This window comes from Paenibacillus sp. NRS-1781, from assembly GCF_050467745.1.
Classification (GTDB): Bacteria; Bacillota; Bacilli; order Paenibacillales; family Paenibacillaceae; genus Paenibacillus; species Paenibacillus terrae_A.
This window is the reverse complement of the sequence record NZ_JBITPI010000048.1, coordinates 12,004-34,595: the sequence shown is the minus strand read 5'-3', so window position 1 is coordinate 34,595 and position 22,592 is coordinate 12,004. Positions and strand designations below refer to the sequence as shown.

General features: G+C 46.6%; 24 protein-coding genes, 1 tRNA gene and 1 riboswitch. Of the genes, 15 read left to right on the top strand and 10 right to left on the bottom strand.

The window, feature by feature from the left end:
- The first annotated feature begins 321 nt into the window (after positions 1-321).
- The 10 genes from guaB (at position 322) to ACIFO6_RS18030 (ending at position 8,688) form a co-directional block, all read left to right on the top strand.
- Positions 322-1,779: an IMP dehydrogenase gene (guaB, locus tag ACIFO6_RS18075; protein WP_283654087.1), complete on the top strand. Its 1,458-nt coding sequence runs from the start codon at positions 322-324 to the stop codon at positions 1,777-1,779.
- A gap of 229 nt (positions 1,780-2,008) precedes the next feature.
- Positions 2,009-3,397, top strand: coding sequence for a D-alanyl-D-alanine carboxypeptidase family protein (locus tag ACIFO6_RS18070; protein WP_430042561.1), 1,389 nt, complete (start codon positions 2,009-2,011; stop codon positions 3,395-3,397).
- 142 nt (positions 3,398-3,539) lie between these two features.
- On the top strand, positions 3,540-4,421 hold the full coding sequence (gene pdxS / locus ACIFO6_RS18065) for a pyridoxal 5'-phosphate synthase lyase subunit PdxS (RefSeq protein ID WP_014279080.1): 882 nt from the start codon (positions 3,540-3,542) through the stop codon (positions 4,419-4,421).
- 16 nt (positions 4,422-4,437) lie between these two features.
- Complete coding sequence (gene pdxT, locus ACIFO6_RS18060; protein ID WP_430042558.1) at positions 4,438-5,004, top strand: pyridoxal 5'-phosphate synthase glutaminase subunit PdxT; 567 nt, start codon at positions 4,438-4,440, stop codon at positions 5,002-5,004.
- A 36-nt stretch (positions 5,005-5,040) separates the two neighbouring features.
- Positions 5,041-6,324 (top strand): serine--tRNA ligase, encoded by a 1,284-nt coding sequence (serS, locus tag ACIFO6_RS18055; RefSeq protein ID WP_430042556.1) that lies wholly within the window; start codon positions 5,041-5,043, stop codon positions 6,322-6,324.
- Positions 6,325-6,414: 90 nt separating this feature from the next.
- Positions 6,415-6,503 (top strand) — tRNA-Ser (locus ACIFO6_RS18050).
- 145 nt (positions 6,504-6,648) lie between these two features.
- Complete coding sequence (locus tag ACIFO6_RS18045) at positions 6,649-6,990, top strand: hypothetical protein (protein ID WP_430042555.1); 342 nt, start codon at positions 6,649-6,651, stop codon at positions 6,988-6,990.
- Between the two features lie 26 nt (positions 6,991-7,016).
- Entirely contained in the window at positions 7,017-7,187 is a 171-nt protein-coding gene (locus ACIFO6_RS18040; protein ID WP_430042553.1) for a hypothetical protein, read from the top strand.
- Between the two features lie 71 nt (positions 7,188-7,258).
- Positions 7,259-7,414, top strand: coding sequence for a small acid-soluble spore protein P (locus ACIFO6_RS18035; protein WP_430042551.1), 156 nt, complete (start codon positions 7,259-7,261; stop codon positions 7,412-7,414).
- Between the two features lie 197 nt (positions 7,415-7,611).
- On the top strand, positions 7,612-8,688 hold the full coding sequence (locus tag ACIFO6_RS18030; RefSeq protein WP_430042548.1) for a hypothetical protein: 1,077 nt from the start codon (positions 7,612-7,614) through the stop codon (positions 8,686-8,688).
- Between the two features lie 91 nt (positions 8,689-8,779).
- On the opposite strand, the gene ACIFO6_RS18025 is transcribed toward ACIFO6_RS18030, so the two are convergent.
- On the bottom strand, positions 8,780-9,379 hold the full coding sequence (locus ACIFO6_RS18025; RefSeq protein ID WP_430042546.1) for a GNAT family N-acetyltransferase: 600 nt from the start codon (positions 9,377-9,379) through the stop codon (positions 8,780-8,782).
- Between the two features lie 92 nt (positions 9,380-9,471).
- Positions 9,472-9,972, bottom strand: coding sequence for a tRNA adenosine(34) deaminase TadA (gene tadA, locus ACIFO6_RS18020; RefSeq protein ID WP_044646834.1), 501 nt, complete (start codon positions 9,970-9,972; stop codon positions 9,472-9,474).
- A 328-nt stretch (positions 9,973-10,300) separates the two neighbouring features.
- On the opposite strand from tadA, the gene ACIFO6_RS18015 reads away from it, so the two are divergent.
- Both ACIFO6_RS18015 and rluF read left to right on the top strand, forming a co-directional pair.
- The gene (locus ACIFO6_RS18015; protein WP_430042544.1) at positions 10,301-12,604 is read left to right on the top strand and encodes a PAS domain S-box protein; all 2,304 of its coding nucleotides are present in this window, start codon (positions 10,301-10,303) and stop codon (positions 12,602-12,604) included.
- Positions 12,605-12,628: 24 nt separating this feature from the next.
- Positions 12,629-13,330, top strand: a complete 702-nt coding sequence (gene rluF / locus ACIFO6_RS18010; protein WP_430042542.1) for a 23S rRNA pseudouridine(2604) synthase RluF — start codon at positions 12,629-12,631, stop codon at positions 13,328-13,330.
- Between the two features lie 134 nt (positions 13,331-13,464).
- Here the strand turns inward: rluF and motB are convergent, their stop codons facing one another.
- Together motB and motA are read right to left on the bottom strand one after the other, a co-directional pair.
- On the bottom strand, positions 13,465-14,292 hold the full coding sequence (gene motB, locus ACIFO6_RS18005) for a flagellar motor protein MotB (protein ID WP_044646837.1): 828 nt from the start codon (positions 14,290-14,292) through the stop codon (positions 13,465-13,467).
- Positions 14,285-15,079 (bottom strand): flagellar motor stator protein MotA, encoded by a 795-nt coding sequence (gene motA, locus ACIFO6_RS18000; protein WP_430042540.1) that lies wholly within the window; start codon positions 15,077-15,079, stop codon positions 14,285-14,287. Before motA ends, motB begins: the two co-directional genes overlap by 8 nt.
- A 187-nt stretch (positions 15,080-15,266) precedes the next feature.
- Between motA and ACIFO6_RS17995 the strand changes: the two genes are divergently transcribed.
- Both ACIFO6_RS17995 and ACIFO6_RS17990 read left to right on the top strand, forming a co-directional pair.
- On the top strand, positions 15,267-15,560 hold the full coding sequence (locus ACIFO6_RS17995) for a hypothetical protein (protein WP_404521617.1): 294 nt from the start codon (positions 15,267-15,269) through the stop codon (positions 15,558-15,560).
- Positions 15,561-15,678: 118 nt separating this feature from the next.
- On the top strand, positions 15,679-15,978 hold the full coding sequence (locus tag ACIFO6_RS17990; protein ID WP_430042539.1) for a 4a-hydroxytetrahydrobiopterin dehydratase: 300 nt from the start codon (positions 15,679-15,681) through the stop codon (positions 15,976-15,978).
- 75 nt (positions 15,979-16,053) lie between these two features.
- Here ACIFO6_RS17990 and ACIFO6_RS17985 read toward each other — a convergent pair whose 3' ends face one another.
- The 4 genes from ACIFO6_RS17985 to ACIFO6_RS17970 form a co-directional block, all read right to left on the bottom strand.
- On the bottom strand, positions 16,054-16,560 hold the full coding sequence (locus ACIFO6_RS17985) for a GNAT family N-acetyltransferase (RefSeq protein WP_430042537.1): 507 nt from the start codon (positions 16,558-16,560) through the stop codon (positions 16,054-16,056).
- A gap of 301 nt (positions 16,561-16,861) precedes the next feature.
- Positions 16,862-17,362 (bottom strand): C40 family peptidase, encoded by a 501-nt coding sequence (locus ACIFO6_RS17980; RefSeq protein ID WP_137061038.1) that lies wholly within the window; start codon positions 17,360-17,362, stop codon positions 16,862-16,864.
- Between the two features lie 4 nt (positions 17,363-17,366).
- A riboswitch (cyclic di-AMP (ydaO/yuaA leader) is annotated at positions 17,367-17,504 on the bottom strand.
- A 285-nt stretch (positions 17,505-17,789) separates the two neighbouring features.
- Positions 17,790-18,617: a hypothetical protein gene (locus ACIFO6_RS17975; protein ID WP_430042536.1), complete on the bottom strand. Its 828-nt coding sequence runs from the start codon at positions 18,615-18,617 to the stop codon at positions 17,790-17,792.
- Positions 18,618-18,628: 11 nt separating this feature from the next.
- Positions 18,629-20,641, bottom strand: coding sequence for a M1 family metallopeptidase (locus ACIFO6_RS17970; protein ID WP_430042534.1), 2,013 nt, complete (start codon positions 20,639-20,641; stop codon positions 18,629-18,631).
- A 124-nt stretch (positions 20,642-20,765) separates the two neighbouring features.
- Here ACIFO6_RS17970 and ACIFO6_RS17965 point away from each other — a divergent pair, with 124 nt between their 5' ends.
- Positions 20,766-21,272 carry a YwhD family protein gene (locus ACIFO6_RS17965; protein ID WP_430042533.1) on the top strand — a complete coding sequence of 169 codons (507 nt, stop codon included), beginning with the start codon at positions 20,766-20,768 and terminating at the stop codon, positions 21,270-21,272.
- A gap of 197 nt (positions 21,273-21,469) precedes the next feature.
- Here ACIFO6_RS17965 and ACIFO6_RS17960 read toward each other — a convergent pair whose 3' ends face one another.
- Positions 21,470-21,526 carry a putative holin-like toxin gene (locus ACIFO6_RS17960; protein ID WP_430042563.1) on the bottom strand — a complete coding sequence of 19 codons (57 nt, stop codon included), beginning with the start codon at positions 21,524-21,526 and terminating at the stop codon, positions 21,470-21,472.
- 104 nt (positions 21,527-21,630) lie between these two features.
- On the bottom strand, positions 21,631-22,572 hold the full coding sequence (locus ACIFO6_RS17955; protein WP_430042531.1) for a helix-turn-helix transcriptional regulator: 942 nt from the start codon (positions 22,570-22,572) through the stop codon (positions 21,631-21,633).
- Positions 22,573-22,592 lie beyond the last annotated feature (20 nt).

Here is a 22,592-nt window from a genome sequence, read left to right as displayed (position 1 = left end):
TGAGATTGTGGTCCTTTTTTGTATATTACGTTCCAGAACCTTATATGTAATCTCTAATCTGTCTTTTTCCAAGCGGGTTATTTTTTTATAAAAGAGTCGACTTTTTCTCTGGAAACGCTTAATTATAAAGGATGTCCTCCCTGCGAGTACACTTGTTTGTACAGGGAAATACTAAAAGTTATGGCTGCTGAGGAAGGCTTGACACCCCTATACCGCTTTGCTAAGATGGCAATAATATATTTTCAGAGAGCCTTGATTTGTCCATGTCGGACAGACAACAAGACCAATACAGACTAAACAATTTGAAGGAGGATCATCTTGGTGTGGGAAGATAAATTTGGTAAGGAAGGCCTTACCTTTGACGATGTTTTGCTGGTACCCCGCAAGTCGGTGGTTCTGCCGAAAGAAGTAAGTGTAGCGACCCGTTTGAGTGATAACGTAAAACTGAATATTCCTTTAATGAGCGCTGGTATGGATACTGTTACTGAGGCAGTTTTGGCAATTGCTATGGCTCGTGAAGGCGGTATCGGTATTATTCATAAGAATATGTCGATTGAACAGCAAGCAGTAGAGGTTGATAGAGTAAAACGTTCAGAGAGCGGTGTTATCACCAATCCATTTTCATTGACTCCAGATCACTTGGTATCCGATGCTGAAGCTGTTATGGGTAAATATCGTATTTCTGGCGTACCTGTTGTAAACGAAGAAAATAAGCTGGTGGGTATTATTACTAACCGAGATCTTCGTTTTATTCACGATTTTAATCTTAAAATTAGTGAAGTTATGACGAAGGAAAATCTGGTAACTGCACCTGTAGGTACGACCTTGCAGGAAGCGGAAGGCATTTTGCAAAAGCATAAAATTGAAAAGCTTCCTTTGGTCGATGATGAAAATTATCTCAAAGGGCTTATCACTATTAAAGATATTGAGAAGGCTATTCAATTTCCAAACGCAGCGAAGGATGCACAAGGGCGTCTTCTGGTCGGTGCGGCTGTAGGTATTTCCAAAGATACGTTTGATCGGACTGAAGCACTCGTAAATGCAGGTGTAGATCTGATTGTTGTGGATTCTGCTCACGGTCATCATATTAATATTATTGAAGCGGTTCGCAAATTGCGTGATGCTTATCCTGATCTGACAATTGTAGCAGGTAATGTAGCTACTGGTGACGGAACGCGTGAACTGATTGAAGCCGGGGCTTCGGTTGTAAAAGTCGGCATTGGTCCAGGCTCAATCTGTACAACACGCGTGATCGCCGGAATCGGTGTTCCGCAAGTAACAGCTATTTATGATTGTGCGACAGTAGCACGGGAATATAATATTCCGATTATTGCAGACGGTGGCATTAAATATTCCGGTGAAATTACGAAGGCCATTGCGGCGGGAGCTTCTGCGGTAATGCTGGGTAGTCTTTTTGCTGGTACGGAAGAAAGTCCAGGCGAATCCGAGATTTATCAAGGACGTCGTTTTAAAGTATATCGTGGTATGGGTTCCATGGCTGCGATGAAGCAGGGAAGTAAGGATCGTTATTTCCAAGATGATGATAAGAAATTGGTACCGGAAGGCATTGAAGGACGTGTCGCTTATAAAGGGCCACTTTCTGATACAGTTCATCAGCTGTTGGGTGGTCTTCGTTCTGGTATGGGATATTGCGGTACTGCTAATATTGAGGAGCTTCGCAATGATACGAGCTTTATCCGTATTACGGGTGCAGGTCTACGTGAAAGCCATCCGCATGATGTGCAAATTACGAAAGAAGCACCAAACTATTCATTATAAAGTTCAACTGTAACAGACTTGACGACAGGCAGGGCGTATTTCGCTCTGCCTGTCTTTTTTTAGAGATACCCCTGTGATAGAATAGACAAGTGTCGTTGATGATTGGCTCCAACTGAGGAAACAAAACGGAAATTTAATACATTAATTATATTAGCCTAGTAAAGGCTTTATCCACCGTTTCGTTATATATAGCGGATCGGGTTGAGGTACGAGAGGAGTTTGTATTCATTTGAAAGCGAACAATCATAAACAAAATAAGAAACGCAGCATGATGAAAAAGAGCGTAACAGCATTCATGGTGCTTAATATGATGTACATGTCAGCGTTACCAGTTGTGGGCAATTTTGATCCGACTGTAGCTACGTTTGCCGCCGGAGCGACAACAGAGGCGGTCAATATTACGGGGACAGGCTCTATTAAGCCACCTAGTCTGGCGCTGCGCTCGGCTATCTTGATTGAGCCTTCCACAGGGCAAGTATTGCTGTCTATGAACCCGGATGAGCCGCTCCCACCAGCAAGTATGACCAAAATGATGACAGAGTACCTCGTAGCGGAGCAGGTCAAGCAAGGGAAACTCAAATGGACGGATAAGGTTACGGTTCAAGAGAATGCTGCTAAGAGCATCGGATCACGTATTTTTCTAGCTCAAGGTGATCAACATACGGTAGAAGAGCTGTATATTGCCATGGCGGTAGGCTCTGCTAATGATGCAACGGTAGCTCTTGCCGAGCGTGTGTCTGGAACCGAGCAGGACTTTGTAAAATTGATGAATGAAACTGCTCAGAAAATGGGTATGAAAAATACGTATTTTATTAACTCTACAGGGTTAGACCGTGGCGATATGCCCAAAGGGTTTCAACCAGATGCTGATCGTGAAACCGTAATGACAGCGAGAGATGCGGCTATACTAGCTGGGAACATTATTAAGGATCACCCAGACTATACACGGTTTACGACGATTCAATCGTACAAGTTCCGCCCGACGGACAAGGCGCCGATTATTAACTACAACTGGATGTTGGAAGCAAACAAGAATATAACCAACTTTAAAAAATTTGCTTATCCTGGTCTGGATGGAATGAAAACAGGTCATACGGCTAATGCAGGCAACTGCTTTACTGGAACAGCCGAACGCAACGGAATGCGTCTCATTAGTGTAGTTATGGGGGCTGACTCGAATGCACACCGTTTTACAGAGACTGCTAAAGTATTAAACTATGGTTTTGATAATTTTGAAGTGAAGCAGGTTGTGGCTCCAAAGACGGTAGTTAAGGGGGCCGAAAATGTTCCTGTATCCAAAGGCACAGAAACAGAAGTATCTGTCGTGACTAAGGATGCGGTAAGCTTTGTCGTACCTAAAGGCGCAGCCAACCCTAAAGTGACGTTTACAACCAATATTACACCGGAAAGCTCACTCGTAGCGCCTTTGAAGCAAGGGGCAAAAGTCGGAACGATTAGTTATACGTACAAAACGGATGGTGTGGAAAAAGGTCAGGTGAAAACCGTTGACCTGGTAACTACAACGGCTGTAGAAGAGGCTGGCTGGTTCCGTATGCTTTTCCGGGCAATTGGTAACTTCTTCGGTGATTTGTTTCAGGGCATTAAAAACCTGTTCTAATCGTCTGATTACCAAACAGATAGAGCCGAGGATTCTTGCTCTGACTTACGTATTTTGCTGATTGAAATGATTGTGTATTTGGCGTCTGTGCGGTAAAATATTAAGTTAGAATCTAAACCTAACCCTTACAGGAGGAAACGAGATGGAAACGGGAACTTCACGTGTAAAAAGAGGTATGGCAGAGATGCAAAAAGGCGGCGTAATCATGGATGTCATGAACGCTGAACAGGCTAAAATTGCAGAGGCGGCAGGAGCTACAGCGGTAATGGCTCTTGAACGGGTGCCTTCAGATATCCGTGCAGCTGGTGGAGTTGCCCGTATGGCTGACCCAACGATTGTGGAAGAGGTCATGAAGGTGGTCTCTATTCCCGTTATGGCTAAGGCTCGTATCGGCCATTTTGTGGAGGCGAAGGTGCTGGAATCTCTGGGTGTTGACTATCTCGACGAGAGCGAAGTGCTGACGCCTGCGGATGAAGTTTTCCATATCGATAAGCGAGAGTTTACCGTTCCATTCGTTTGCGGAGCCAAGGATCTGGGAGAAGCATTGCGTCGCATCGGCGAAGGAGCATCCATGATTCGTACAAAGGGTGAGCCTGGAACCGGAAATATTGTCGAAGCTGTTCGCCATATGCGTTTTATCAATGGCCAAATTCGCAAGGTGCAAAACCTTTCGAAGGACGAGCTGTATGCAGAAGCGAAAAACCTTGGCGTTGCTTACGAATTGTTGCTGGAAGTGCATGAGCACGGCAAGCTGCCAGTGGTCAACTTTGCTGCGGGCGGTGTAGCAACACCTGCCGATGCGGCATTGATGATGCATTTGGGCGCTGATGGTGTCTTCGTCGGTTCTGGTATTTTCAAATCCGATAGCCCTGAGAAATTTGCACGTGCCATCGTGGAAGCGACTACTCATTATACGGACTACAAGCTGATTGCAGAAGTGTCCAAGAATCTGGGCGCTCCAATGAAGGGCATTGAAATTTCCAAGCTGGCACCGCATGAACGCATGCAGGATCGTGGTTGGTAAGAAGGAAGGGACAGGCATGAAAATAGGAGTTCTGTCGCTGCAAGGTGCTGTGGCTGAGCATATACGAAGCGTTGAACGTGCGGGTGCAGAGTGTGTGGCGGTGAAAAAGATCGAGCAGCTTGATGAGCTGTCCGGTCTTATCATTCCCGGCGGTGAAAGTACGACGATTGGCAAGCTGATGCGCAAGTATGACTTTATTGATGCTATACGCCAGTTTTCCGATCAAGGCAAGCCTATTTTCGGCACTTGTGCGGGGTTGATTGTGCTGGCCAAAACGGTTCAAGGACAGGAAGAAGCGCATCTGGGACTGATGGATATTACGGTGTCACGTAATGCTTTTGGTCGCCAGCGGGAAAGCTTTGAAACAGACTTGGACATTAAAGGGATTGAGGAACTGGTTCGTGCTGTGTTTATACGCGCGCCATTAATACAGTCTGTTGGAACGGGAGTAGACGTGCTGTCTGAGTATAACGGCGAGATTGTGGCGGCCCGTCAGGGTCATTTGCTGGCTTCATCCTTCCATCCGGAATTAACGGACGATTACCGATTGCATCAGTATTTTGTGGATATGGTCCGCGAATAGAGGAAAGTCAGGTTTGTAGTGTAGGAGGGATTACCTGTGTTAGATATAAAGATTTTACGTAATGAGCTTGGTCGGGTTGAAAAAGCTTTGCAAAATAGGGGCAAATCTCTGGATCTGATAAATGGCTTTACGGATCTGGATGTGCGTCGTCGTGAGTTGCTCCAGGAAAGTGAAGCGCTCAAAAATCGCCGAAATGTCGTATCCGGTGAAGTAGCCAAGTTGAAGAAGAATAAAGAAAATGCGGATGACCTTATTGCTGAGATGCGTCAGGTTTCCGACCGTATTAAAGAATTGGATGAGCAAGTGCGCGAGCTGGAGGTCCAGATCGACGAGCTGGTGATGTCCATTCCGAATATCCCTAATGAGTCGGTGCCTGTAGGTGCTTCGGAGGAGGATAATGTAGAGATTCGTCGCTGGTCGGAGCCACGCGAGTTTTCTTTTACGCCAAAAGCACATTGGGAGCTGGCACAGGAGCTGGAAATTCTCGATTTTGAGGCGGCAGCAAAGGTGACGGGTTCCCGTTTTACGTTCTACAAAGGACTGGGGGCACGTCTGGAGCGTGCGCTGATTAACTTTATGATGGATCTGCATAGCAGTGAGCATGGTTATGAGGAAATGCTGCCTCCATACATTGTGAATCGGGATAGCCTGTATGGCACGGGACAGCTTCCGAAGTTTGAAGAGGATTTGTTCAAGCTGCGTGATACCGAGTATTATCTCATTCCTACGGCTGAAGTTCCGGTAACGAACTATCACCGCGAAGAGATTATGAACGCGGATCAGCTTCCAAAAAATTATGTGGCATACAGCTCTTGCTTCCGCTCTGAGGCAGGATCGGCAGGAAGGGATACACGTGGCTTGATCCGTCAGCATCAGTTCAATAAGGTAGAGATGCTTAAGCTTGTCCACCCGGACACCTCCTATGAGGAACTGGAGAAAATGACGAACAATGCAGAGCGTGTTTTGCAACTGCTCGGACTTCCATATCGTGTGCTGGCACTGTGCACCGGGGATATGGGCTTCACGTCTGCCAAAACGTATGATCTGGAAGTGTGGCTGCCTGAAAGTGGCATGTACCGTGAGATTTCTTCTTGTTCCAATACAGAGGACTTCCAGGCGCGTCGTGCTAACATCCGGTTTCGACCGGAGCCGAAAGCAAAGCCTGAATTTGTACATACACTGAACGGTTCAGGATTGGCTGTAGGACGCACAGTGGCTGCTATTTTGGAGAATTATCAGCAGGAGGACGGAAGCGTTGTAATTCCGGAAGTGCTGCGTTCATACATGCGAGGCGCAGAAGTTATTGCTCCCAAACAGTAAGCATTGCATTCGTTTAAAGTCTGTGGTAAAATAATTTTGTTGCGCCTGAGTTTATTTTAAATGGGGAGCAACTTTATCCAATTACCACCTGGAGAGGTACCGAAGCGGTCATAACGGGGCGGTCTTGAAAACCGTTAGAGTGCAAGCTCACATGGGTTCGAATCCCATCCTCTCCGCCATTATTATAAATGAGCCAAGCCATTCGAATACGATAGCTGATTCATTAGCCTTTATGTGCTGATGATTAGAGATCGTAAAGAATGGCTTTTTTGTTGTATAAAAAGCCTGTTTTTTTCACACGTTATCATATGTGGAGGTGCTGGCATGAATCGAGAAATGACAGTAGATCAGCAAAAGCTGGTAGAAGCCTGGCAGGAACAATTGCCGAGACTTTTGAATTCAGGGGATAAATCACAGGTACAAGCAGATGAAGCAGACAACCGGACTATAAGAATCCATATCGAGGTAGAGGGCCGACAAATGTACTCTTTTGATTTTGCATGTGCTTATGTAGATTCTAGGGAAGTGCAGGTTAGCTTGGTCGATGTAGAACGGGACGGACAGTCTGTGGATGAACGAACAGATATCATTCAGCAGCTGGTGTCTGATTACACTCGACATATTCACCAGTGTGCTCAGACGTTACAGTCATTGACGCATTCGTAGTCATGAAGGAATGAGGGGGAAGCTACATGACAAAAGCCAAAAACGGACTGGATAAAAACCTGTCTAACATTGTGGATGATTTGGAGCAGCGTCCGGGTAACAGTCATCAGGCACAGCAAGTGCAGCAGGATCGTAATGACCGCCGTCATCAGGATGCACTTAACCATGATAAAACAGAAGACCTGCACCATCAATAGTCCTGCTTTAAATGGTAATAAACGGATTTACTTAGGTATTTAAAAATAGTCTGAGAACGGAGGATGCATAAATGAGCAAGCCTAAAGCCGTTCCTGTTCCCGAGGCACAGGACGCCGGTGAAGGAAACGAAAAGCGTGAGCGTAATCATCAACAGGAGCCACTATCTGGTTCCAAAAAGGTGAAGCAGCGGAATCACGTAGACCATCACAACAGAGAAGGATCATAAGCAGTTAGACTTTTTGCCTAAAAATATAGTGAAGTACAGGACACCCTGGTTAAAGAACCAGGGTGTCCTTGTGCTTATTGTAAGAAAATTTTCCAATAAGTGTTTCATTGAATGTGAGTATGCGGTAAAATAGGGGGTGTCTATTTTTTTGTTAGTATTATAAAAGGGGTTAATTACGAGAGGAGAGAATCTACACAATGAGTAAAAAGTTATCCGTCTTGGTACTCACTATGGTGTTGCTTTTGACGGTAGCCCTAGTAGGTTGTAGCAAGAAGTTAGAACCGAAGGAAGCTGTTACGAACGGTACGGCTAATGCAATGAAATTGACTTCTTATGAATCCAAAAGTCAATTTACGGTTAAAGATCTGACAATCACATCTGCTTCCGTCCCAAGCGAGCAAAGTGCAATGGTGACGAGCATGCTGAAAAATGCGGACATTACGCTGGATGGTGTATACCAAAAAGAACCTTTACAATCTGAAATGACGCTGGGCATTCATTTGAAAGGTGATCTTTCCACCAGCTTCACGATTCCAATGGTTATGACCAAGGATAAATTGTACGTTAAAATTCCGAACATTCCATTTTACCCGCTTCCACAGGACGTTGTAGGCAAATTCCTGATCATTGATCCGCAGGAGCTGGCTAAACAGTCCGGACAAGAATTTAACCCTGCATCAATGGATCAGGAAAAATCGCAGAAATTTGCGAATGAAATCATTGCTGCTATTTTGGGTGAGTATGATCAAGCAACGTATTTCTTTGATATTGCTCCTAAGGATGCTAAATTGCCACAAGGCCTTAAAGCTAAGCAAGTCGTACAATTTAAAGTGACAAACGACAACGTGAAGCAAGCTGTCGATACTTTTGTTACTAAGGCCATTCCTAAAGCGATTGATGTGATGTCAAAAGACGAGTACATCAGCTTGTTCCAATTGAAGAAAGAATATCTTACCGCAGCAAAACTTGCAGTAGAAACAAACACCAGTGATTTCAAGAAAAAGCTGGATGAGTTGAAAAGCTATTTGACAGTGAAGCAGTTTGACATTAACACAGCCTTGAACAAGGATGATATTCCTGTGTATCAAGACCTGAATGCAAATGTAGAGATCAATGATCCGTCCACAAAAGATAACGTAAAATTGTCTGTGACTGGCTACACGCAATACAGCAAAATCAATGAAAAAGCAACATTTAAAGTGGGTATTCCAACAGGAGACCAAGTCCTGACGATCGAACAAGTTCAACAAAAAATGCAAACCGTTGCTCCTTAAATAAAGGAATGACGTGATTGTAAAGGCATTATTTATATCATATGATGTAATGCGAAAAGAACCGCTTGGCTTAGAGCCAGGCGGTTTTTTGTCATATATGGCTCTGAGCAGATGCTGTAGCAGTCCAGGTCTGCCATACGTTATCCTCTGCTAAAAGCCCGAATATCCGATGATCCTGCCATGTCCCTTGAATTTGTACCAGCTTGCGAGCAATACCTTCAGGCTGAAAGCCGCACTTTTGCAGTACACGCTGTGAGCGCTCGTTATGTAGCAGGGTACCGGCCTGAAGACGGTGAAGCGATAGGGCGCGGAAGGCGAATTGTATGGCCAGCTTCAAAGCTGCGGTCATATGTCCTTTGCCTTGTTCGTGCTGATCCATCATGTAGCCGATATCGGCGAATTGTCCCACGCCGCGCACAAGATTAGAAATAGAGATATACCCGACGAGACACTCGTCCTCCAAGAGAAAGATACCGAACGAATATCCCCGATCCTCCTCTGCTTGACGCAATTTCTGACGGATATATTCCTGCTGTTCTTCCAGCGTGAAAAATGAGTCGCCGTGAAGTGGCTCGTACGGCGCATGAGACTCCCTATTTGTAAGCCTAAGGGCAAGTAGAGCTTCACTATCGGCCAGGCTAAATGGTCGCAACAAGATACCTTGAGGCGTGTTATACAAGCTCATAGGCATGGGCTGATCTCCTTCCATGGGAAATTAGCAATGAGACGTAAATAACGGCTGCACCACGGGTTGTGTATAAGTAAGCGATCTAGCTCCCATCCTCAGGATGAAGACGGTGGGGAAAACAACTTGGCAGCGGCTCTTTTTTGCCGGAGCTGACGGAAAAAATCCGTCAGCAGCGAGGCGCATTCCTCTTGAAGAATGCCGCTGATCACCTCAGTACAATGATTGAATCGAGGCTCCTGTAGGAGATTCATCAGCGTGCCCGCACAGCCTGCTTTCGGATCGGTGGTGCCGTAGATTAAATAGGGAACCCGTGATTGTACAATGGCTCCGGCGCACATGGGACACGGCTCCAGAGTGACATACAGCCTGCAATCCAGCAGGCGCCAGGCCCCCAGATGCTCGCTGGCCTGACGAATGGCAACCATTTCGGCATGTGCGGTCGGGTCAGCGTTCGTCTCACGCAAGTTGTAACCGCGTCCTATGATTTCATTATCTTTTACGATGACAGCTCCGATGGGCACTTCACCCAACGCTTCTGCCTTATACGCTTCTTGAATAGCTTCTTTCATCCAATAAGCGTGATCTATCGTGGTCACTGGTAAAAATACTCCTTTCAAATGCGAATTATCCAACGAACAAATATTCCGTTGTTAACATGATGTGAATAATTTTGTGGATAACACGTCACTTATCCACAGGTTTATCCACAGTTCATAATAAAAGCTGTGTATTTGTGGACGACTTGTGGATGATTATCTTATTATATTGTAGGCAAACGTTCGCATATTGACAACTGTATACAAGCTGTGTGTATTTATGTTTATCCGGGAAATGTAAATGCTGGTATCACAGGCGGTATTACGGTATCATTGAGTTAGCAATTGCCAGTAATCGCCAGCATACGGCAAGAGGTGAGAAATCAGTGTGTCGATAAAAATCAAAATTACGATCATTTTGTCGGGGTCCGTTCTGTTCATCCTTTTGTTAAATATTGCACTCAACTATTACACGACCCACGAAAATTTAAGAAGTGACAGCGAAACGAAAATGGTTCTGACGGCCAAGACTATTGGAGGTGCCATTGAACAAGCTCAACAAAGCTGGGAGGCTGTCGACAAGCAGCTTGGATATAATTTGTGGCTTTCTGCCACACTGGCTGCCAGCAAGCTAGATTCTGATATCAATCATATTACGCAGGAACAACTCGAACAGATGACCAAGCGCAGCGGGGATATTGATATTTCCTTGATGGTGCGTGATGGAAAGGGGTATAAGGTCGCCAAATCGTCGAATCCAAAAGGAATCATTTCTGACGATCCGCTGACGAGCTATTGGAAAAATGCAGTTGATCAATTATATGAGCAAGGACAGGCTGGATTGGTGCATGGTCAACATCTGGAACATTTTTGGACTGGAGCATTTGACTATACAGGCTCAGATGCCACCCATATTAACAAGTGGGGATTTTATTATGACCAGAAGCGCAACTATATGATCCGAATCTCCTTTCAGGACAGTGAAGTGCAAAATTTTATACCGATTCTCAACCCCGATGAAATCGTAAAGCAAACCCAACAAGTGGATTACCGCATCATGGAGATAACAGGAATTAACCCCACAACCTTTGGTGGCGCTACGATGGACAACCATGGAAACGACCGAAAATATTATTACATGTACAATAAGCCTATCCGATTCGGCACTTATCAACTAGCGAGGGTGCAGGAGGATCGTTTGGCTGTTTCCAAGGCGATTTTCTCCGGGGAGAGTATTGTACAGGACTGCTATATTAAAGGCCAACGGGTACTCGTCAGTTACATACCATTTTATCCGGCTAACCGTGATGCCTATGTCATTCGAATTGTTATGAATTATGATATGATCTCTTCCGTTATTTATAAGCAATTAATCAGTCTGGTTGCCATTTCTATTGTTTTACTAGAGGTTGTGATCATTGGCAGTTATGTGCTGGCAAGCCTGTTTGTCCGTCCAATTCAGTCGATATTGGGAAAAGTGAACGAGATGGCCGACGGCCATTTTGACACACGGCTACAGGTTAAGGGTGGTCATGAACTTGCACAACTAGGTGAGCGCATCAATGCGATGGCCTATAATCTCGGAATGTATACACGGAGACTCGAACAGATGTATGAGGAAAACCGTTCTGTAAAAGAGCATTTAGAGTCTGTCATTAATCAGACCGCTGATGCGATTCATGTGACCGATCAGGAGGAGCGTATCATCCGGGTCAATCATGCCTTTGAAGCCCTGTACGGCTGGACCAAAAAGGAATTGGTCGGACGTAAGCTCCAGTTTGTACCGCCACAGCAAGAGGAAGAGTACGAATTTCAGAAGGAAAGATTGCTTCAGGGAGAGAGTATGGTGTCTATTGAGTCCATTCGAATGCGTAAGGATGGAAGTACGATAGAGATTAGTATGAGTACATCGCCCATTCTGGATGAAGAAGGCCAAATTCTGGGATTTACAAGCGTCTCACGGGATATTACAGGCCGCAACCGGATGGAGGAATTGCTGCGCAGATCGGAGAAGTTGACGACGGTAGGACAACTGGCGGCAGGGGTGGCGCACGAAATTCGTAATCCGCTGACCACGCTGCGCGGGTTTCTCCAGTTACAGCAGCAAAATAAAGCGCTGAATCTGAAGCATAACGATATTATGCTGTCTGAGCTGGATCGTATTAATCTGATCGTCAGCGAATTTTTAATATTGGCGAAGCCACAGGCGGTTCATTTTCAGAAAAAAGATGTGCGCTATATTGTGAGTGACGTTATTTCCTTGCTTGATAGTCAGGCGCATCTGCTAGGCATTGTGTTCGATCTACAGGTAACGGAGGAGCTTGCCCTCGTATACGCCGAAGAAAACCAGTTAAAGCAGGTATTCATTAATTTGCTTAAAAATAGTATGGAGGCCATGAGCAAGGGGGGTACGATAACGATTCATTTGTTCTTGGAGGGAGAAAGCGTTAAAATCTTCATACGGGACCAAGGGACGGGCATTCCAGCAGAGATGCTGTCCAAGCTGGGGGAGCCTTTTTTCACAAACAAGGAAACAGGTACAGGACTCGGACTTATGGTCAGCCAGCGTATTATACAGAGTCATAAAGGCACACTGGATATTGAAAGCATAGAGGGAGAGGGAACGACAGCCCTTGTGCAGCTTCCAACTGCTGAGCCTGAGGAACTGGATGGGCAGCAGAAGGAAGCGTGACAGTAGAAATGGAGGGTACACAGGTTGCGCATTAACAAGTTTATCAGCGAAACCGGTTTTTGCTCGCGCCGGGAGGCGGACAAGCTGGTAGAGAGCGGACGCGTGACGATTAACGGCGAGGTGGCGGTGCTGGGCAGTCAGGCGGAGGAGGGCGACGATGTCCGTGTGAACGGCAAGCCACTCCGCGAGAAGTCCGGTCACGTATATATTGTTTTGAACAAGCCGGTGGGTATTACAAGCACGACAGAGAGCCACATTCAAGGGAATGTTGCCGATTTTGTGGGGCACCCGCAGCGGATTTTTCCAATCGGGCGTCTGGATAAAGATTCGGAGGGTCTTATTTTACTTACCAATGACGGAGATATTGTGAATAAGATTTTACGGGCGGAAGGCAAGCATGAGAAGGAATATATCGTAACGGTGGATCGACCCGTCACACCATCTTTTATACAGGGGATGTCCACAGGTGTAAAAATACTCGGCCAGCGGACGCTCCCCTGCGAAGTGACGCGTGTATCTGAGTACGTATTCCGCATCATATTGACGGAAGGGAAAAACCGTCAGATCCGGCGCATGTGTGCTGCCTTCAGCTATGAGGTGAAGAAGCTGCAACGTCTGCGGATTATGAATATTCGATTGGGGTCGCTTCAGAGAGGCGCCTGGCGTGACCTGACAGAGACGGAGAAGCAGGAGCTAGGTGAGATGCTGAATTATACACTCAGCTAAACCTGAGGGCTTCTCATGGCTGATAGATAGCAGGGCAATGGATAGGACAAGAGGCAGAGTGGAATAGCACAATGAAAAGGCACCAGCTGCATAAAAAATGCGGCGGTGCCTTTGTCTATATAACATATACATAATCAACCTTCATTCGAGCTTGAGGTAGGACTGATAACTTGTGTGCCGTTCTGATACTTACGTAGTACGGAAATTTCGACACGGCGGTTTTTGGAGCGTCCTTGACCATCCTGATTGCTTGCTAGTGGACGATACTCACCATAACCGATGGATACAAATTTGGTTGGATCAAGCTGCGGATTGAGTAGCAAAATGCGCAAGAAATTCAGAGATCGTTTGGCACTCAAATCAAAGTTGGACGGAAACTGACTATTGGAAATCGGCACATTATCTGTATGGCCTGATACGATGACATCATAGCCAGGAAATTGCTGGAGCATGCTGGAGATGGACTTGGCCAGCTTTCGTGCTTCCGGTTTTACCTCAGCCTGACCCGATGAAAACAGGGCGTTATCGCTAATGGTGATCATGAGCTGGGATTGGTTCAGCTTTGTATTGAGCAGCGGAGTCAGACCATTATTTTCAATATACTGATCCATTTGCTTTTTGAGCTTTTTCAAATCCTCTTCTTCCCGCTGGGCGAGTTGCTTTTGCAGTTCAGCCGTAGAAGTGGCTTTAGACTTTATAGGTTGTGTTACCTGTTCTTTATTTTTGCCCATATCTGCGGATTGTGACGATGGATTGGCGGCAGAGTGATCCAGTATGCCGGTGCCGCCACTAAAAGCCGCACTCATGGATTGAGCCATAGTTTCAAATTTTTTGGCGTCGATCGCACTCATCCCGAATAAGACGATGAAAAGAGCTAGCAGAAGGGTCATCAAGTCGGAATATGGCAACAGCCAGCTTTCGTCGGCATGCTCCTCGTGCGGTTCATGTCTTTTTTTACTCACCGGAATCCCCATCCTTCTTGATCAGGGTAGCCCGTTCGGTTGGAGTCAGGAATATCGTCAGCTTCTGGCTGATCGCAATGGTGGATATACCTGATTGAATTGAGAGCAGGCCTTCGACCATCATCAATTTAAGCTCCACTTCTTTTTTGGATAACCGTTTCAGCTTATTGGACATTGGATGCCACAGGACATAACCTGTAAAAATACCAAGCAACGTCGCAATAAAGGCTGCCGCGATGGCATGAGACAGCTTGGCCATGTCACTAAGATCGGCCAGAGCGGCAATCAGACCTACGACGGCACCGAGTACCCCGAGTGTTGGAGCGTACATACCAGCCTGAGAGAAAATCAGCGCGCCGGAGCGGTGTCGATCCTCGGTAGCGTTAATGTCCTCCATTAGAACATCCCGCACGAATTCCTGATCATTACCATCAATAATCATACGCATACCACCACGCATAAAGGGATCGTCGATCTCCTCTACCTTGGATTCCAGCGCAAGCAGACCTTCGCGACGGGTAATGGATGCCCATTCGGTAAACGTGCCGATGAGCTCTTTACGGTCCAAAAGCTTTTGTTCGGTGAAAATAACCTTGAACAGTTTTGGAATCCGTTTGATTTCTTCCATCGGGAAGGCCATAAAAATACTTGCTGCCGTTCCGACAAAAATAATCATGTAAGCAGCGGGGTTGTTGACCAAGTTGATTACTGGCGCGCCTTTGAGAATCATCCCGACGACCAATGACACAATCCCGAGTACAAGTCCGATAATGGTTGAAATTTGCATGATACACCTCATCCATGAGAATAGATTTTGAATCCTTTCATGCCGCTGGGGTCGTCCTTGCCCCAGGCACGTCATTACAAGACGGATTATAGTATTTATCGACAAAACTCTCTTTTTTGTTAAGTACGAATTTCCGGTATAATAAGGTGATTATGTAATGAATGGCGGAAGAATTGGAGGAAATGGCATGGGAGTGAAGCACGGACGGGAGTATGAACAAATTTTGAACGATTTGACAGAGGCTGTGGGACGCATTCCAGATAGCTATGAATTTTTCGAAATGGAAGCAGAAGATTGGGACAGGCTGGACCCGGCAGGGCGTCAGGAAGTCAATGAAGCGCTGGCTGAAGACCTGTTTTATGCGCTGGGTACAGAGCCCGTTATCGCTGTGGGCAGCGGTGTTGTCATCTATGAACCGGAGCAGCACCGTATCTATGTGCTCATTGGAGATGAGGAGTTGACGTCGGTACCTTTGATTTGAGCAGGCCGTTTAATGGATTTATCAACGGGGCCGTGGTAATATGGACACCAATATATCGTAGTTTTGGTCGCATTCAAGCGGCTGAAAGGCTTCCGTATAAACAGGGAGGAGTCGTATCATGCCTTTTACACAAGAAGAGATTGAAGCACATCTAGAGAAGCTGGAGGGCTGGGAACTGGAGGAAGGACGATGGATTGTCCGGAAATATAATTTTTTCAGTTTTATGAAAGGGATTGCATTCGTGGATGAAGTTGCTGCTATATCGGAAGCATTTAATCATCATCCATTTATTACGATTGATTATAAGACCGTGACCCTGCGTTTAACCTCCTGGGATGACGGTGGCATTATGGCCGTGGATATTAAGGAAGCCCAACAATATAATGAAGCTTTTGAGAAAATGCGTAGCAGTCATTGAACTAATCGTGGCCTACCGTATGATAAAAGCGCCTTCGATATACAACAATGCAGTTGTATGCCGAAGGCGCTTTTATCATAGAACACGAGGCTGGTGGTCGGGAAGATACACCATACAATGAAACGGCTTCTTGCCATCGGGAGTCTGACGTTCATAGGTATCCGTAAGCTCAAATCCGGCAGCCTTGTAAGCCCGGATGGCGCGCCCATTCCAGGTCAGCACCTCCAGATCAATTTCATTTTCAGGGTTGCGTCGTCTGGCTTCCTCGGCAATGGCACGGACAAATTCGGCGCCTCTGCCATGCCCGCACAATCCGGGATGCATTCCCAGACCTAGCCGGGTCACGCCAAGCATCGGGAAATATTGAGCAAATCCGGTTAGTATGTTCTCGTCATCCAGTACAGCTACATATTGCTCCTCGCGGAGCGTGGGGCTTCCAAATTCGACCTCAAGCACCTTCATTTGTTCCCAGGGTAGCCAGCCGTATATATTGTAGGGTGGATCATAGCGCCACTCACATATCGCAGCCGCCTGCTGCTCGTCCATCGGCACGATTCGGTAGTTAGATATTGAGGCCGGCATGTTTTCCCATCCTCCTTTTACAATACTTAAACTATTAACAACAGATTGTAGACAAGTTGCAGGGGATTGGCAAGCGTGTTTATTTCATGCTCAAGTCGGGTATACATTCAATAAGAAGGCTTTACTGCTCATATGCTCCCTCGCCGTGACGGTAAAATCGACGATGTTCGCAAAAACTGAAACCTTTTGAGGTGTCAGTTCGTCAGTAAAATTAACGTTTCTGATGTTGCGGACATAAAAAGCCGCAATTCGATTCCGGCCAGAATCAAATTGCGGCTCAGGTTAGCTTGCTGTTCGTTAGTTATTCTACGTTGTCGTCATCAGGAGTTTCAGAAGCTACAGCGTGGTAAGCATCTGTACTCATAATTCTTTTGGCACCGACATATCGGTTAGCGTAATAATTTTCGTTCAGTGAGCTAACAACTACACCACGTGAAGATGAGGAGTGGGCAAATTTCCCTTCACCCATGAAGATACCTACATGGGAAATGCCTCTACCTGTGGTGTTGAAGAACACCAGGTCTCCAGGTCTCATTTCATCGCGGGATACGGAAGATCCCATTTTGAATTGTGATCCGGATTGATGCGGCAGTTTAATTCCCAATTTTTGATATACATACATTGTGAAGCCGGAGCAATCGAATCCGTCGAGTGTAGTGCCTCCGCTTCTATAGCTCGTTCCTTTGGTATCTTGGATCACCTGGTCCATCTTGGAGTCTGCAAATGCACTGCCGCCACCGAATGTAAAAGATGTAAAGGCAATGGCAAGACCCATGACTGCGATTGTTAGTTTCTTCTTCAAAAAAAAATACCCCTTCCAATGCCTGCGAGGTTAGCTTAAGGATTCGGTAGAAGGTTCCCCTATGATCACTCTGTTGCGAGATCAATTCACCCAAACTGGTTCCCCCGCTTCCTAGGTGCCAGGAATTAGGCTTAACTTAAGATGTGCACCTTGGAGAGCAGTATTCACGATAACGATATTTTTAAGGTAAAGGTTACAATAAAGATTACAAAGTTGTTACTATCAGTTCACTGCGATTATTGTAACAAAGTTGGCTGGCTTTGGCAAATGTTTCATCGCAAAAAGTTACAAAAAAATCTGCTCCCTTTATCGAGGGAACAGATTTTGCTAAGAGTATTCAGTTAGGTGCCGTTTACATGAATAGAAATGGATATAGATAGTCTCCTTCCGACAGCCAAAAATTGCTCAGGAGGAACGGAGTGGGGGTTCAACCTCTGCCGGAGATATCAGTATGCCATAGGCGGTACTGTGAACTGATGTGCCATAGCCTGACCAGACTGGTAACAAAATGATACGTTTGCTGGAGAATGAGTGCCAGCATGCCAGTCCAAATCATCGCCACCATGCCGAATAGGCCAAGGACAAGCAACACACCTGCGCCGAGCAGAAGCGAAATACCGATAGCCGCGAGGATTTGGCGAAAGAAGGCGAGCAGCGACGACAGTATGGCGTGACCACCTACGGTGCCTAGCTGCATGTACAGGATGCACTGGCGGATGAACCAGCCATAAGCGATCCAACCGATGGCATAGGGCAGCACATGCAGCAGATAGGCGGGAGATTGCAGCGCCCCGGCTACGATAGGGTAGAGCCTCGGTACCATCCAGAAAGCAGGGAGCAGCAAGAGCCCAAGCTCGATGACGTAATAGATCAGCGATGATAAACCATGACGTTTCATTCCACGGAAAAAAGACAGACTTTGTGGCTCGGTCGCATGGGTGTGCAGACTTTGGTATATTCCCGCCCGGATGAAGGGGGTAATCAGTATACGCAGCACCGTTGCCCCCAGTAGTATCCACAGATACATATGAACCTCCCGGTTGTCTGTCAGGGCAATCTGGCTCTCCATCCAAAATAAGGTCTGCCCCAGTTCATTTTGCCCCTGATCAGGGTAGCGCAGTAGTAGGGGAGTAACGGCGGATTGTACCACCCGATAGAGAAAAACGCCCCATAGCAGTCGATACAAAAATAGAATGATGACAATATAAAATTGTATGCGCACAAGCGCCCAGCCTTCTTTTATAACGGTACGCATCTATAGACACCTCACCATGACAGACTTCCAAGCAGTGTCTCCAGCAGCTTGGTTACACTTATGCTCCAGCGGGTCTGTGTTTTCTCGTTCAGTTCGGCCTTCAGGTTGTTGTTGATATGCTTGTTCTCCAGCGCAATCGTGTACAGTGGATCTATAATCACATGGGAGACTGGAGATGCACTGTTGAGTCGATAGGTGGTGCTTTTGCCCATGCCGTCCCAAGCCTTGAATATCGTTGTACCGTCCTTGAAGGTAATTTGAACAGGGACCTTGGGATAATCTGCCCCTTTTTTGCTGAGTGTAATGGTTGCTTCGTATCCGTTGTCCAGCTTGCGGTTCGTAATGCGATCCACTGAAAAATCCGCCATCTGGCCGTCGTATACATATTGTTCAAAATAGTGGCTCCACGAACGTCCGGTGACTCTTTCGACGATACGCTGAAAATCCTGTGAGGATGGATGCTTGAATCGGTAGGTCTGGACGTAGGTACGCATAATTCGGTCCATTTTTTTCGCGCCGACCTGGCGCTCAATGCCACGCAGCACCAGCTTGCCCCGAGAATAGGCATTTTGTGCATATTTAGCAGCTGAGCCGTACTTCCAAGACTCACGGTTTAACGGCTGCGGGGAAGATACCTGTCCAGACTGTAACGGCAAGTTGGGGATCAATCCGTATTCTTGCTCCATGAGCCGTTCCTCTGCATAAGAGGTAAAGCCTTCATCCAGCCATGGCTCCTCGAATTCGTTGTTTGCCACCATTCCATAGAAATATTGATGCCCAATCTCATGAACAACTGTCCGCTCCAGATTATACCCGGGATTCAGGTTATCCGCCGCTGCAGCCGTAATGAGTGTGGGATACTCCATGCCGCCCGCGCCGCTGCCTGCTTTGGGTGGTACAACGATGGACAGGGTCGAATATGGATAAGGCCCGTACCACTTGCTGTAATAGGAAAGAGCGGCCTTGGCTGCGCTCATATAGCGTCCCTTGAGCTCCTTGTGCGATGGATCGAGATACAGCTTGATTTTGACACCCGGCACCTCGGCAGAGGAAAATGGTTCTTCTACGGCTACAAAATTGGGTGAAGCGGACCATGCAAAGTCGTGTACGTCATCGGCGTAAAATTGATATATTTTTTGTCCATTTTGCCGGACGGCTCCACGGGTGGGGAATCCAGTTGCGGCCACGATGTATGTTTCAGGCACTCGAATCCGCACACTGTAAATTCCAAAATCGGCGTAAAATTCGGAGTTTGCATGATACTGATGCAGATTCCAGCCTTCCTCGGCGCGTCCACGCTGTCCTGCGGTTTCGTAGACGCTAAGTTTGGGAAACCACTGACCTGCCATGACAAAATCATCTGTTGCGCCCATACGTGCGAAGATGGCGGGGAGCTTTACCTCAAACTTCATATATAATGTAATACTTTCACCACCTCGGACTGGTTTGGGGAGACGTATCTTCATGAGCGAGCGGTCGTTCACATTACCGTCATCCGGCTGCACGTATTGGGTCCGGTGCAGGAGGGATAAGCCGTCTTCCGTTTTAAGTTCAGTTAGTGTCATGGAGCCAAAGCCGTTCTTGGGCATGGTGTCACTGCGTAGCTTGCCCCCGGATTCCTTCATGAAGGTGGTTTCCATGGAAGAGAAGGCATTGGGGTACAGGTGCAGATATAGATCATTCACGGTTTTTGTGCCCGGATGCTTCCATGTAAGCGTCTCGGTGCCCCGCAAAACCTGTCCTTCCTCCAGGGACACGTCAATGTGGTATTCCGCCACACGCTTGCTGAGAACTTCCGAAGCGGGCTGCGGAGGACTTTGGGGTACGTCAGGCAGGATGTTTGCCCCCAGGGGCTTGCCCATGTTTGGCGCAAGCGCAGACTCCGACTGGGAATCGTACGGCGGTTTGCCCAAGGATTGCGAATCGGACTTAGATTCAGGCTGCCAGGCAAACCATAACGTCCCTGCGAGGAGACCGAGGGCTAGTGTAGACAGTAAAACGATTTTGGTGCGTGCTGGGGTCATACAATGGATACCTCCCGTTGACAAGCATCTACAGCATGTATATGTTTGCTTTCGGGAGATTATTAGTTAAAATATTTATAGTGTAGAATGAGTGTCAATACGGAAAATGGAGGCTTAGTGACGCATGAGTGAAAATCAGCCGGACGGCAAAAAACAGATTGCACTGAACATTGTCAGTGGCAAGAGTAAACATAAGGGCTTCGGCGCAGGGTCAATCGACCTGAACAGCATGTCCCCGGTCATTATTGACCGCGGCGAGGCCAAAATTGATGTTGGTGCCATGCATGCCAAAAGTAAAGTAGAACGCGGGATTAAGTTTTCTACCAATAAAGAGGATGTACCAAACGGACGCCAGGTGTGGCTGGTATGGGTAGCCGTAGACCGCACACCCGAAGGACGTGTGTACGGTGGCGCGACTGCCTGTGAGATGCTGATTGACGACGAAGCCAAACGCGGCTGGAAAATCCTCGCCGATCATGTCAACCGCATGGACAACGCGCTCAAGCGCCGTTTCATGCTGGACGATCTCGGCAGTGAGGATAAAGCAGCACTCAAAAGCCTGCTGATTTCTCATAATGAGGAATGGTGGGACGCTTCGCCTGAGGAATTGAAGCAGGCGCTGGAAGGGTAAGAGAAAGATCAACCACAGAAGTAGAGGAATAAGTAAAATATTTGAAGAGAAAACTGTATTTGTGTTATAAAACGAGCTATACTGAGGTAAGAATAGTAAAGGAGCCGTGCGCTAACACAACTCCAGTATACAACGACTGCTTAAAGAGCAGTTGGCAGTAAGGTTCAGAAGTAGATCGATACCTTGTAGGGGGCGGTCTACTTCCTTTTCACGTAGGTAAGCAATGCCAGAATGAACATGCCAAACATAATCATGCCAAACATAATCATCATGGAAAATGATCAGTCATGTGGAAATATTGGAAGGCTCGTCTGCTTCTCCTGATGCACCTGTATTGAGAGTCTATTTGAAAATAGGGCTAAGCATATTGGCTCAGCAGATCATGGAGTTTATTTTTTATTTGTTCACGTACTACTTGAGGTTGCTTTACGTTTGCTTCCATACCAAGCCCAAGAAAAAAGTGTACCGCCCATGTTGTAAATGATGAACTCATTGTTGTACGAATCGTGCCTGAGCCATTTTCATGCAATTCGATGGATGGTGCCAACCACAAGTCTGACTGACATCGTCGCACACCCTCGGATGTTAAATCTACCTCCAATTCTGCTATTTCACTTTCATCCATGCGCATAACCCATTGCTCAATATGATCCTCGTTCATATCGATTTGCTTACTTTGGTCCCCTTCATCAGAGAAATCCTTCACTCGATCCACACGGAACACTCGATAATCCTCTGCAAGAAAACAATAAGCCTGGCAATACCATAATCCGTTCATTGTATAAATACCAAGTGGCTGGATCATCCTTTCTCGACGCGAGGCTGCTTCATAAACAATTGTAATGACGCGTTGTTCCAGCGCACTCTCCAGTAGCTCACTGAGAAAAGGCACTTCTATGTCATGCGGAGGTATCCAGAAGACAAGCCGCTGCTGCATTTGTTCGATCTTTTGCTTAAGTTCACTAGATAGATAATGAAAGAACTTGTGCAGTGCGGAATCCACTTCGTTTTTAAAGGGGAGCGATTTGTAATTCCGTAATGATTGGCAGGCAAAAAATAATGCCATGGTTTCGTGTTCTGTGAAGCTGATTGGCGGTAGTACCTTCTCGCGCAGTACGCGGTAGCCACCCCCAGGCCCTGTCTGAGAGTATAGAGGCACACCTAGTTCACTTAGTTCCATCAGATCACGAATCATGGTTCGACGTGAAACGCCGCATTCGTCCGCTAACTCCTGTATGGTGAATTTTTTGCGTTCATTTACTAACATGATGAGCTGAACAAGTCGTTGTGCTTTGTGCATGCTTTGCTCCTTTATTAAAG

Coding starts and splice junctions, on each gene's coding strand:
- pdxS (WP_014279080.1), top strand. CDS start 3,540: ATGGAAACGGGAACTTCACGTGTAAAAAGAGGTATGGCAGAGATGCAA.
- pdxT (WP_430042558.1), top strand. CDS start 4,438: ATGAAAATAGGAGTTCTGTCGCTGCAAGGTGCTGTGGCTGAGCATATA.
- ACIFO6_RS18045 (WP_430042555.1), top strand. CDS start 6,649: ATGAATCGAGAAATGACAGTAGATCAGCAAAAGCTGGTAGAAGCCTGG.
- ACIFO6_RS18040 (WP_430042553.1), top strand. CDS start 7,017: ATGACAAAAGCCAAAAACGGACTGGATAAAAACCTGTCTAACATTGTG.
- ACIFO6_RS18035 (WP_430042551.1), top strand. CDS start 7,259: ATGAGCAAGCCTAAAGCCGTTCCTGTTCCCGAGGCACAGGACGCCGGT.
- ACIFO6_RS18030 (WP_430042548.1), top strand. CDS start 7,612: ATGAGTAAAAAGTTATCCGTCTTGGTACTCACTATGGTGTTGCTTTTG.
- ACIFO6_RS18025 (WP_430042546.1), bottom strand. CDS start 9,379: ATGCCTATGAGCTTGTATAACACGCCTCAAGGTATCTTGTTGCGACCA.
- motA (WP_430042540.1), bottom strand. CDS start 15,079: ATGCAAATTTCAACCATTATCGGACTTGTACTCGGGATTGTGTCATTG.
- ACIFO6_RS17995 (WP_404521617.1), top strand. CDS start 15,267: ATGGGAGTGAAGCACGGACGGGAGTATGAACAAATTTTGAACGATTTG.
- ACIFO6_RS17990 (WP_430042539.1), top strand. CDS start 15,679: ATGCCTTTTACACAAGAAGAGATTGAAGCACATCTAGAGAAGCTGGAG.
- ACIFO6_RS17985 (WP_430042537.1), bottom strand. CDS start 16,560: ATGCCGGCCTCAATATCTAACTACCGAATCGTGCCGATGGACGAGCAG.
- ACIFO6_RS17975 (WP_430042536.1), bottom strand. CDS start 18,617: ATGCGTACCGTTATAAAAGAAGGCTGGGCGCTTGTGCGCATACAATTT.
- ACIFO6_RS17970 (WP_430042534.1), bottom strand. CDS start 20,641: ATGACCCCAGCACGCACCAAAATCGTTTTACTGTCTACACTAGCCCTC.
- ACIFO6_RS17965 (WP_430042533.1), top strand. CDS start 20,766: ATGAGTGAAAATCAGCCGGACGGCAAAAAACAGATTGCACTGAACATT.
- ACIFO6_RS17955 (WP_430042531.1), bottom strand. CDS start 22,572: ATGCACAAAGCACAACGACTTGTTCAGCTCATCATGTTAGTAAATGAA.